The following is a 10,956-nucleotide window of genomic DNA, read 5'->3' as shown; positions in this document are numbered from 1 at the left end:
CCTTTTGGTTCGGCACGGTGGACTTCGACCGGCATCCGCGGGCAAGGCGTCTTCGATTGAGAGGATCGCGCCTTGGACGAACGACCCGTCTTCGAGATGAGCCTGACCGCCGGGCCCGGACACATCGACGTGCTCGGCCACGTCAACAATGCGGTGTGGGTGCAGTGGATGGAGCAGGTCGCCGTCGCCCATTGGACCAGCGTTGCCAAAGCGGAGCATCAGGACGCCTATTTCTGGGTCGTGGTCCGGCATGAGATCGATTATCTGCGCGCCGCGGTGGAAGGCGAGCGGCTGAAAGCGCGGACCTGGGCCGGCGAGAAGCCGCAAGGTGCTCGCTACGACCGCCACATGGAGTTCATCGGCGAGGACGGGAAGGTCCGGGTGCGCGCGCGCAGCTGGTGGGCGATTATCGACAAGGCGACCGGAAAGCCGATCCGCGTTCCTCCGCAAGTGGTAGCGCCGTTCCTTGGCGAAGAGTAACAGCCGCCGGATGGCTCGGCCGATCCTCTACGATTATTTCCGCTCGTCTGCGGCCTATCGCGTGCGCATCGCGCTCAATCTCAAGGGCGTCGATTACGAGAGCCGTCAGGTCGACCTCCGCGATGGCGAGCAACAATCGGCCGAGTATCGCGCGCTCAACCCGCAAGGGCTGGTGCCGATGCTCGAGATCGACGGGCATAAGCTGACGCAGAGCCTGGCGATCATCAATTATCTCGACCTGCGTTATGCCAACGTGCCGCTGCTCCCAGCCGCCGCGGCCGAGCGTGCGCACGTCGTCGCGATGGCGATGACGATCGCCTGCGACATTCATCCGCTGAACAACCTCCGCGTGCTCAAATATCTGAAGGACCCGCTCGGCCATTCGCAGGACGAGATCGACGCCTGGTACGCGCACTGGATCGGCGAAGGGCTGCCGGCGCTGGAGGCGATGGCCGCGCCCACGGCGAGCAAGTTCCTGTTCGGCAATGCACCGACCGGCGCCGACGTCTGCCTCGTGCCCCAGCTCTATAATGCGCGGCGCTACCACCTCCCGCTCGACGCTTACCCGACGTTGCTCCGGGCCGAGGAGAATGCGAACAACCTTGAGCCGTTCGCCGCCGCGCATCCGGACCGGCAGGGAGTGCCCGCATGAACCGTGTCGATTCGATCAACCGCGGAATGTCCGACGTCCGCCCGCTCGAGGCCGTCGACATTCCTTCGCTCGAGGGCCGGGTCAGCGCGGAGGAATGGGCGATCCGGGTCGACCTCGCCTGCGCCTATCGCATGGTCGCGCATTACGGCTGGGACGATTTGATCTTCACGCATTTGTCGGCGCGCGTCCCGGGGGACGAACATCACTTCCTCCTCAACCCGTACAATCTGATGTTCGAGGAGGTGACGGCGTCGTCGCTGGTCAAGGTCGACGCCGTGGGCAATCCGGTCGAGCCGACGCCGTTTATCACCAATCCGGCGGGCTTCATCATCCATTCCGCGATCCACATGGCGCGCGAGGATGCGCATGCCGTCATGCATCTTCACACGCCGCAAGGACAGGCGGTCGCGGCGCACGGCGAGGGGCTGCTGCCGCTGACCCAGACCGCGATGCTGATCCGCGGCGACGTTGCCTTCCACGACTATGAAGGCGTCGCGGTCGACATGGACGAGCGCGAGCGGCTGGTCGCCGACCTCGGCATGAAGAACGCGATGATCCTCCGGAACCACGGCACGCTCGCCGTCGGCAAGAGTGTCGGCGAATGCTTCATCCGGCTCTATTATCTCGAGCGCGCGTGCCAGGCGCAGGTGATGGCGCTGTCGGCCGGGGACTCGCTCAGCCACCCGCCGCAAGGGTCGCCCGAGGTGACCGCGCAGCAAGGCGCAATCGGCCTCCCTCTCGCCGCCAATCTGCTCGCCTGGCCCGCGCTCAAGCGCAAGGCCCACCGCCTCGACCCGAGCTTCGCGAGCTAGGCCGGCAGCGCCGCTTTGTCGGTGCCGAGCTGGCGGGCATAGAGCCAGCCGATGCCGATGAGGCTGAACCCAAGCGCGACGAAGGACGCGATTCGCGTGACCCCCTCAAGCCCCGACGCGTCGAACAGGAACACCTTGACGACCGCGGCCAGCATCAACGCCAGGGAGGCGATGCGCCAGTCGCGCTGCTGCCGGACGATGCCCCAGAGGAGAAAGCCGATCGCCAGCGCAATCGCGAGGATCGAGCGGAGGATGTCCTCGGCGACCGGCAGGCCCGGCGCCGTCAGCAGCGATCCATGGAACAGCTGCCGAAGCTCCGAGAAAGCGAACAGGACCGCGAGGATCATTTGCATCACCGTTAGGACCCGAGCAGCCTGCGCCGAGACCGCGGCGACCTCGCGCTTCGCCGCCACCGACAGGACGAAAGCGAGAGCGTAGGCGGGCAGCAACCAATTGACGAGCGGCCACCGCCCGACCGCCTGTTCCGCCCACAGAGGGTTGTGCAGCAGCAGCGTGTAGAGCGTCAGGTGAGCCGCGCAGGCGATCGCGAGCGTCGCCGCGCCCCACGGCTTGCCAAAGCGCAGAGCGAGGACGGCCAGACCGGCCAGCAACGCCTCCCACGTCGTCCGCTCCGCCATGCCGAGGCTGACGAACTCCGGCGTCGTCGCGATGGCGAACACATGCTTGTAGAGGCTGTGCGCGCCGACGCCGATCAGCAGGCCCGCGATCGCCCAGCCGCCCCTGCGCTCAAGCGGTCGGAGGTGCACCGCGGCGATGGTCGCGGCGGCGATGGCCAAGCTCGGGACCAGCAATTGCTTGAGGCTGTCGAGCACCGAGGGCACGTCGGTAACGAGCATCGCCGCGCCGCCCAGCGATTCGACCGCAGCGCCGCTCCACAGCAGCAGCGGCCACAACGCCCAGGCAAGGATGATCGCCGTGCACGACGCCATCGCCGGGATCAGCCGCTGGTCGATGCGGCGGCCAATCAACACCGTCGCTGCAAGCAGCGCGGGTCCGATCAGCGGCTCGAGCTGCGACGGAAGGGGCGTGGCCGCGGCCACGTAGAGGAAGACCGGCGCGAGGGCCTGCGCCGCTGCGCGGCCGAAGGGGAACCGACCGCGCCATGCGAACCACGCGGCGATCGCGGCCTGGAACGCCCAGTGAAGCGTATCGATCGCGGTGGAAGCGGCGACGCCATCGACCGCTTGCGCGTAGGGGTAAGCGACACATCCCGCGGCGGCGAAGATCCATGCGATCGGCTCGAAGCGCGAATCGCGCGAGATCCAGCCGAGCTCGAGCAGGGCGATGCCAAGGAGCCCGATGGCGACTGCCGCCGCCCAGACCGGCAAGAGCAGCAGGACGGCGGCGCCCAGAAGAACGGCCGTAACCGTACCAAGCAAAGCGAAACGCGCGTCGCTGGTGCGATCCGCCTTCGTCCAGCCTATGGCAGCGCATCCGCCCACGAAGATCGAGAGCCCAAGCGCGAGCAGGCCGAACACCAAATCGTTCGAGCCATCGGCATGATGAAAGTGGAACATCGGGAGGAGAAGCCCGCCAAGCCCGACAGCGCCGATCTCCGCCGCCTCGACCAGGCCGCCGCGACGCCACAGCCGCCACGTTGCCGGCACCCCGTAGATCAAGAAGATTCCGCTCATCACGAGGGCGAAGTTGGTCGCCTGAGGCGCGGTCCACGCGCCGAGCAGAAGCAAAGCGATCAGCAGGCCTACGGCGGGCAATCGCGCGAGTGAGACGTGGCGCTCGGCGAGCCAGACGATCGCTGCCGAGAGCAGCGCGAACAGCCCCCAATTGAGCAGCGCGAAACCACCGGTGGCGACCAGCGCCGCCATCTGCGCGGCGGCAACAATCGCGGCCACGAGATGAAGCTGATCCTTACGCTCACCGGCGAAGCCGAGGGCCGGGATCGCGACACCGAGCAGGAGCAAATAGAGGCCAAGGGAGATCGAGCTTGGCGCATCGAGCGCCCGTCCGAGCAGGAGAACAATGCCCCAGCCGAAGCCGCCGATCATCGCGCTGATCCCGAGCCACGCCCAGCGCTGATTGCGCGATAGCGCGCAAAGTCCCGAGACGGCGAGCGCGAGATAGATCGAAAGCAGCGGCACGTTGGGTTCGGTCGAGCCGACCAACGCCGGGGCCGCCAGCCCGCCGGCCAGGCCCAGAAGCGCGCTCGGCGCTCCGAACCGCGTCGAAAGAAACATTGCGAGCGCGGTCACCGCCGCCATCCCGACCATCGCCGTCACCGGGCTTACGAGCTGATAGAGGTTCACCGCGACGAGGATGCTGGCGTAGAGGCTTGCGATGCCCGCGCCGGCGAGCGCCTGGCGCACCCGCACATCGCGGATGCGCGCCTCCAGCCGCGACGCCAGCTCCGCGCCGGCGATCAGCGCGGCGCCGAACGCCAGCCCCGAGATGACGCGGATCGGTGGCGTCAGCAGACCCGATTCGATCGACAGCTTGACGATCAGCATCCCGGCGACGGCAAGCGTGATGCCGCCGGCCCAGATCGGGAGTCGGCGCCCGAACAACTCCTCGAAGCCGATGCCGAGGGCCCACGGTTTGCGTTCGTCCTCTTCGTCAGCTTCGGCAACTTCGACCGACTCGCTTTCGCGCTCAAAAGAGGGTTCGTCATGGACGGCGATGACCGCCAGTTCGGTGGTAGTCGCGGGCAGCGGTTCATCTTGCATTTGGGGAGCGGCTGGCTCGGCGACCGCCGGCTCGGACGCGGTCGGCGCGAACGCATGTCCCAAGTCGAAATCGTCCAGTCGCTCTTCGATACGGCGGAGCCGCGTCTGCTGCTGAATCACGAATCCGACAAGGACGACGAGGACAAGAAACGTGACCATGAAAGGCCCTCCCGCAAACCTCATTATCATAAATTGAACACTGTTCAACATAAAAATTGGACAGTGTTCAATTAAGCTCTTAAGACCGATCCATGGGTCGCCGATCGGACCACAGCAGGACGGAGCTCCGGGAGCTGATCGTTGCCGAGGGCCATCGGCAAATGGCCGAGCACGGCTTCGCGCGCTTCTCCGCCCGCCAAGTGGCGCGGGCGATCGGCTATTCGATCGGGACGATCTACAATCTGTTCCCTACCCTCGACCGCCTGATCGTCGCGATCAACACCCGCACGATCACGATGTGGACCGCTTTCGTCGGCCAGCGATTGGACGGCGTCGGCGACGATCGCATCGGCGTGCTCGTCCGGGCCTATTTCGAATTCGCCAGCGAACACACGAATCTATGGATGGCGATTTACGACCATCGCCTTCCCGCCGGCATGCCGCTGCCGCCGGAGGACGACGAAACCCGCCGGGAGCTCACCTTGATCGTGGTTCGCGAGTTGGCGGCCCTGCTTCCGCACCTGGAGGATACCGACGTCGAGCGCCTCGCACGGTCGTTGATCGCAACGGTGCACGGCCATTGCACCTATGCGCTCAACGGCAGCTTCGAGCTCATGGGCGAAGTGGATCCGGTCGGTTTGGCACTGGACCGGGTGCGCGAGGCGATCGCGGCGGCCAAAGCCGGCTAGTGCCTTGCGGCGCCGTCCCTCGGCTGCGATGCAAGCGGCCGTGACAAGAAAAGCGGCATCGGTCACGGATTATCGCGCGCTGGCGAAGGCGCGATTGCCGCACTTCCTGTTCGAATATGTCGACGGCGGCTCGTACGACGAGGTCACGCTGCGGCGGAATGTCGAGGACCTAAGGGCAATCGCGCTTCGCCAGCGCGTGCTGCGCGACGTGTCGGCGATCGATCTGTCCGCCGAACTTCTCGGCAAGCGCTGGAGCATGCCCGTGGGGCTTGGACCCGTCGGCCTCTCCGGCCTGTACGCGCGGCGCGGCGAGGTGCAGGCGGCGCGCGCCGCCGCTGCAGCGAACGTTCCGATGGTCCTGTCGACGGTCAGTGCCTGCTCGCTGCGCGAAGTCGCGGCCTGTGGCCATGTCCCCTGGTACCAGCTCTATTTCGTCAAGGACCGCGGGTTCGTCAGCCACTTGATCGCGCGGGCGAACGAGGAAGGCTGCAGCGCGCTTTTCCTCACCGTCGATCTCGCGGTGCCCGGATCACGCTACCGCGACGCGCGTGCGGTCGGCGGGCGCTTGCGAAGAGCGGCGGAAGTCCTCGCCCGCCCCTCATGGTTGTGGGATGTGGCCATCCGCGGCCGGCCGATCAGCTTCGGCAATCTGGAGCCGATCGTCGGGAAAAGTGCCCCGCTCGCCGACTTCCAGAGGTGGATCCACGACAATTTCGACGCCTCGGTGAGCTGGAAGGACGTCGCCTGGGTGCGCGAGCAATGGAAGGGGCCGCTGGTCATCAAGGGCGTCCTCGACCCCGACGATGCCCGCGAGGCGCTGGCGCACGGTGCGGATGGAATTGTCGTTTCGAACCATGGCGGGCGCCAGCTCGACGGCGCATTGTCGAGCGCGCGCGCCTTGCCGTCGGTCGCGAACTCGATCGGCGGGAAAATCCCTGTGCTCGCCGACGGCGGCGTACGTTCGGGGCTAGACGTCGTCCGAATGCTCGCGCTCGGCGCGGATTTCGTTCTGCTCGGCCGGGCGTGGGCCTATGCCCTCGCCGGCCGTGGCGAGGCCGGGGTGGCCCACGTGCTGAAGCTGATCGAGGCGGAGATGCAGGTCGCGATGGCGCTCACCGGCTGCGCGAGCATCGCCGAAATCGACGAGGCTTTAATCGACCGGCGCTGATCAGGCGACGTTTCGCACCGACGCCCCATCTTCGCGGAACAAGCGGTCGACGTCGGCGAGGGTCATCGGCTCAGCGAACAGGAAGCCCTGCACCGACGAGCAGCCGTGCGCCCTCAGCTCCATCAGCTGGGCGGTCTCCTCGACGCCTTCGGCCGTCGTCTCGATGTTCAGCGCGTGCGCCAGCTCGGTGATCGCGCGCACGATCGCGCTTGCGCCCTCGCGCGTCAGCAGGTTCTGGATGAAGCTCCGATCGATCTTCAATTTGTCGAACGGGAAGCTCTGCAAGTAGCTGAGCGAGGAATAGCCGGTGCCGAAGTCGTCGAGCGCGACGCGGACGCCGAGCGAGCGAAGCGAATACAATAGCTTGAGCGTCGCCTCGCTGCCTTCGAGGAAAATGGATTCGGTAATCTCGACCTCGAGCCGACCGGGGGCGAGACCGCTCGTCGCGAGCGCCCGCAGGATGGTCTCCTGCAGGGCGCCACGGTGGAACTGCACCGGCGAGACATTGACCGCGATGCGGATGTGGTCCGGCCAGCGGGCGGCCTGGGTGCAGGCCTCGCGGATAACCCAGGCGCCGATCGGGACGATGAGCCCGGTGTCCTCGGCGATCGGAATGAAGTCCGCCGGAGCGATCAGCCCGCGCGTCGGATGATTCCAGCGCAGCAGCGCCTCGAACGAGCAGACCCGGTTGTCCTCGAGATCGAACAGCGGCTGATAATATAGTTCGAACTGCCCATGGTCGAGCGCCAGCCTAAGGTCGGTTTCCAGCTGGCGGCGCTCCTGCGCCCGCTGATTCAGGCTTTCCTCGAAATAAGCGAACGTGCCTCGCCCCGCTTCCTTGGCCCGGTACAAAGCGAGATCGGCGTTGCGCAGCAGGGTTTCGCCATCCGCGGCGTCGTCAGGCGAGATCGCAATGCCAATGCTGGTCGAGGGCACCAGCTCATTGCCGTCGACACTGAACGGCCTGGCCATCCCCTCGAGGATATCGCGGGCCAGGCGGTCAATCGCGTCGCGATCTTCGCCCACGCGCTGGAGAACGACGAACTCGTCGCCGCCGAGACGGGCGACGAAATGGCCCTTGGCAGCCTGCTGCAAGCGTTGGCCCGCCTCGAGCAGAAGTGCGTCGCCGGCAGGATGGCCGAGCGTGTCGTTGATCACCTTGAACTGGTCGAGGTCGAGGCAATGGAGCGCGAACAGTCCGCCGGCCCCATCCGAGGAGCGGAACAGATGCTCGAGCTGCTGCTGGAACATGGTGCGGTTGGGGAGGCCGGTCAGCACGTCGTTGAAGGCGAGCTGGGTGATGCGCTGCTCGCGCTCGGCGATCTTGCCGACCATGTCGTTGAAGCTCTGGGCGAGCCGGGCGAGCTCGTCGGTGCCGCGCACCCGGACCTGCACGGGCTCGCCGGCGGCAAGCCGCCCCGCAGCCTCGTCCAGCCGCGCCAGCGGCTGCGTGATCCTACCGGCCGCCCGCCACGTCGCCAGGGCGACGGCGAGCAAGCCGAGCAGCGTCATGACGGCCAGCGCCCACTCGAGCTTGCGCGCATCCGCCAGCGCCTCCCCCTTGGGATAAGCGAGCAGCAGGATCGCCCGCTCGTTTTCGGAAAAAGCCGGCAACGGCTTGGCGAGGGTAATCGAGGGGGTGCCGGCGACCCGCATCTCGAACGCCGCGCTGCTGTTCATGTGGCTTTGGGCAAGCGCGGTCGAGGTCGCGCTGAGGGCGGACATCGTGCCGGCCGCTTCGGCCCAGCTGCCCGAGCCCTTGGCCAGAACCGCCGCATGCAAAGGAATTGCCGACAATTGCTCGAGCGCGCGCATCTCGCGACCGTCGAGGTCCGCGGCGAACACCACCCAGCCGATCAGGGTCGGGGCCATGATCGGCGCCGCGACCAGCTGGCGCGGGCGCCCGGCGAGGACCGTGACGCCGGTCAGGCGCCCGGCGTCGAGCGGCTCCCACAGCGCCGCGGCCTGGGCATTGCCGATCGACGGATCGATCGCGGACACATGGCCGTCGGCGGTGACGATGAAGGCCGTGCGCACCTTGAGCCGCGCGGCCGCATTGCCGAGGGCCGAGCGCATGGTCGCCTCGTCGCCGGTCGCGACCGCGGCGCGGAAGCCGAAATCGCGCGACAGCAGTTGCGCGGCGTTCTGCAGCTCATGCGAACGCTGCTGCCACAAACGATCATAGACCGCGCCGCTCGACTGCAGCTGGCTTTCCACCTCGCGCGACGCGGAGCCCGCGATGAAAATATAGAGCGCTGCCGACACGGCGAGCATGGCGACCGCGAACAGGAGCGCGAACTGGACCGTTAACCGTGCGCTGAGCGACCGAAACGATCGCATGCTCAATAATCCATGGGCATCGGCGCCGGCGGCGGGCGCAAGCGGATCGCGAAGCTCGCATTGCGCTGACCGGGGGCGACGCCTTGCTGCACCGTACCACCCGGCGCGCGCAGATAGGGATGCCAGGCGGTTAGCCTGCCGGGGGCGTTCGGGGCGTCGGGGAAGCTCGCCACCCCTTGGCCGTTGGTTCGTGCCGTCCACACGCTGTCGGTGATGACGATGAAGGCGCTCATCTGGTCATGGATGTTGCAGCCGAGCGCCACCACCCCGGGCTTGTCGAAATGCACCGTCCGCGACTGATCCCTGGCGAACAGTTTGAGCTCGAAGCGCTTGGCCGGGGAAAAAGAATAAACGTGGTGCTTGGTCGGGTCGAAATTGGGGAAGGAGACGTCGGCACCGACGGGGACGATCGACAGGAACGGGTGGAACTGAATGTTCTTCTGCGACACGGTGTAGCGCCCGCCGGAGCGCGGCGCGCGGGCGGCATTGCCCGTCGGGTACAGCGTCACGACCGCGTCGCGTACCGGCCGGCCCGCGGCATCGACCACGCGCACAGAAAGCGGCGCAGCCCCAAGGGGCGCCGCAAGGCCGAGGCTTGCCGCGAGGAACAGGAATTTACGCATCATTCCTGAAATTAAGCCGAAAAGGTAAATGCGGCGGTGTGCGGGTGTGGTTACCAGTGCATTCGCAGTTCGGCTTGCGCCTGCGTCTGCTGTTGCCGCGGAGCGAGGCCGTGCTCCTCGAAATTTCCACTTCGGCTCGAGACATGGAGCACTTCGAGCAGGCCGGTGAAACGCCCGAATTCGCGCTTGCCGGCGGCCATCGCCGACCAGCCGTGCTCGTCATATTCATCGGTCCACCAGCGGCCGCGGTTACGCGTGCCGAAAGCTTCGGCGCGAACCGACAGTCCGAAGGGGCCAAACGGCCCCGTCAACAGCACGAACGCCGAGCGGAAGCGGTTGTCGATCCAGCGCCGGCCCTCCTCGACATAGCCCATGCGGGTGCGGCCGGTGAGCGCCTGTGCGCGCAGCTCGGCGCCGCCGCCGAGATCGGCGACCAGGCCGAGATTATCGAATTGCGTGTGCCAACCCCATTCCGGATCCGAAGTCACGTCCTCGGGATCGGCGCGGTTGTCGTAACGGAACAGCTCGAAACGAACCGGGACCGGCGGCTGCCAGGCGAGCTTGGCGTAATAGCCGGGCCGGTGAGCGAAACCCTTATGCAGGTCGATCAGCGGGTGGGTGTAGGGCGCCTGTACGCCCGCCCAATCAGGCCCCAGCGGCGGCAGGGGCTGGCGGCGGAAGGCCAGCGTCGTGCGGTCGTGCAGCGCCCAGCCGCGGAAGGTCAGCAAGGTACCGGCGGTATCGTTGGCGGCGATGACCGCCACGGTCGCGCGAAGCTGGTGCCCGCCCGGGGCCGCCGCGAGCATCGCTTCGGCGGCGAGCGGCCGCACCTCCTCCCCGATCCAGCTGTTGATCGCCGATGGGGTGATCGAATCCCGGACATGCCAGTCAGCGCCCTCATGCTCGAGGCTGACCGGGGGCCACATCAGCCCGATCCGCGCCGACGGCGCGAGCCCGGTCGTGCGCATCGGCTTGAAGGTCAAATAGGCCTGGCTGAGCCCGGCCTCGGTGCGTTGACCGCCCTGGAGGGAGCCGACGATGGTGGCGCCAAGGGACCAGGTGAATTGCGGCTTCCACACCAGGCTCACATTGCCGAGCTGCGGGCGGAGACGGAGGTCGCCGCTGCTGCCGGCGCGGAGCTTGCCGAGGGCGCCGTCGACCCAGCTCTTCTCGCCGTCGACCGCGACGAGCCGGACATCGCCGCTCAGTTCGAACGCGTCGGGCGAGAACAGGTCGGATTGCGCATCGGCCGAAGTCGCACAAAGCGCGGCGAGCGCGCAGCCCACTGGGCTCGCACTGCGTCGGATCAGGCGTGCGATGGCGCGTGCCAT

9 protein-coding genes are annotated in these 10,956 nt (G+C 67.1%); 5 read left to right on the top strand and 4 right to left on the bottom strand.

Going from position 1 to position 10,956, the window contains the following annotated elements:
* Positions 1–96: 96 nt before the first annotated feature.
* From N539_RS0102300 to N539_RS0102290, 3 genes are read left to right on the top strand one after another with little or no spacing between them, the layout of a single operon-like run.
* Complete coding sequence (locus N539_RS0102300; RefSeq protein ID WP_037551973.1) at positions 97–480, top strand: acyl-CoA thioesterase; 384 nt, start codon at positions 97–99, stop codon at positions 478–480.
* A 10-nt stretch (positions 481–490) separates the two neighbouring features.
* The gene (maiA, locus tag N539_RS0102295) at positions 491–1,132 is read left to right on the top strand and encodes a maleylacetoacetate isomerase (protein ID WP_028968960.1); all 642 of its coding nucleotides are present in this window, start codon (positions 491–493) and stop codon (positions 1,130–1,132) included.
* A gap of 26 nt (positions 1,133–1,158) precedes the next feature.
* Positions 1,159–1,944, top strand: coding sequence for a class II aldolase/adducin family protein (locus N539_RS0102290; protein WP_037551970.1), 786 nt, complete (start codon positions 1,159–1,161; stop codon positions 1,942–1,944).
* Here the strand turns inward: N539_RS0102290 and N539_RS0102285 are convergent.
* A complete protein-coding gene (locus N539_RS0102285; RefSeq protein WP_028968958.1) occupies positions 1,941–4,805 on the bottom strand; it encodes a DUF2339 domain-containing protein in 2,865 nt (954 codons plus the stop codon). The genes N539_RS0102290 and N539_RS0102285 overlap by 4 nt on opposite strands.
* Positions 4,806–4,897: 92 nt before the next feature.
* On the opposite strand from N539_RS0102285, the gene N539_RS0102280 reads away from it, so the two are divergent.
* Together N539_RS0102280 and N539_RS0102275 are read left to right on the top strand one after the other, a co-directional pair.
* On the top strand, positions 4,898–5,494 hold the full coding sequence (locus N539_RS0102280) for a TetR/AcrR family transcriptional regulator (RefSeq protein WP_028968957.1): 597 nt from the start codon (positions 4,898–4,900) through the stop codon (positions 5,492–5,494).
* A 40-nt stretch (positions 5,495–5,534) separates the two neighbouring features.
* The gene (locus tag N539_RS0102275) at positions 5,535–6,662 is read left to right on the top strand and encodes an L-lactate dehydrogenase (RefSeq protein ID WP_231462822.1); all 1,128 of its coding nucleotides are present in this window, start codon (positions 5,535–5,537) and stop codon (positions 6,660–6,662) included.
* Here the strand turns inward: N539_RS0102275 and N539_RS0102270 are convergent, their stop codons facing one another.
* From N539_RS0102270 to N539_RS0102260, 3 genes are read right to left on the bottom strand one after another with little or no spacing between them, the layout of a single operon-like run.
* Entirely contained in the window at positions 6,663–9,002 is a 2,340-nt protein-coding gene (locus N539_RS0102270; RefSeq protein ID WP_037551717.1) for a putative bifunctional diguanylate cyclase/phosphodiesterase, read from the bottom strand.
* Positions 9,003–9,004: 2 nt separating this feature from the next.
* Positions 9,005–9,628, bottom strand: coding sequence for a hypothetical protein (locus N539_RS15010; protein ID WP_037551715.1), 624 nt, complete (start codon positions 9,626–9,628; stop codon positions 9,005–9,007).
* A 47-nt stretch (positions 9,629–9,675) separates the two neighbouring features.
* Entirely contained in the window at positions 9,676–10,956 is a 1,281-nt protein-coding gene (locus tag N539_RS0102260; RefSeq protein ID WP_156029702.1) for a hypothetical protein, read from the bottom strand.

The organism is Sphingomonas sp. URHD0057, from assembly GCF_000620665.1.
Lineage (GTDB): Bacteria > Pseudomonadota > Alphaproteobacteria > Sphingomonadales > Sphingomonadaceae > Sphingomicrobium.
Note: the sequence above shows the minus strand (reverse complement) of the source record. Positions and strands in the feature narration are given on the sequence as shown.

Excerpts from the sequence above, each read along its gene's own strand:
- N539_RS0102300 (WP_037551973.1), top strand. The coding sequence starts at position 97 with ATGAGCCTGACCGCCGGGCCCGGACACATCGACGTGCTCGGCCACGTC.
- maiA (WP_028968960.1), top strand. The coding sequence starts at position 491 with ATGGCTCGGCCGATCCTCTACGATTATTTCCGCTCGTCTGCGGCCTAT.
- N539_RS0102290 (WP_037551970.1), top strand. The coding sequence starts at position 1,159 with ATGTCCGACGTCCGCCCGCTCGAGGCCGTCGACATTCCTTCGCTCGAG.
- N539_RS0102285 (WP_028968958.1), bottom strand. The coding sequence starts at position 4,805 with ATGGTCACGTTTCTTGTCCTCGTCGTCCTTGTCGGATTCGTGATTCAG.
- N539_RS0102280 (WP_028968957.1), top strand. The coding sequence starts at position 4,898 with ATGGGTCGCCGATCGGACCACAGCAGGACGGAGCTCCGGGAGCTGATC.
- N539_RS0102270 (WP_037551717.1), bottom strand. The coding sequence starts at position 9,002 with ATGCGATCGTTTCGGTCGCTCAGCGCACGGTTAACGGTCCAGTTCGCG.
- N539_RS15010 (WP_037551715.1), bottom strand. The coding sequence starts at position 9,628 with ATGATGCGTAAATTCCTGTTCCTCGCGGCAAGCCTCGGCCTTGCGGCG.
- N539_RS0102260 (WP_156029702.1), bottom strand. The coding sequence starts at position 10,956 with ATGGCACGCGCCATCGCACGCCTGATCCGACGCAGTGCGAGCCCAGTG.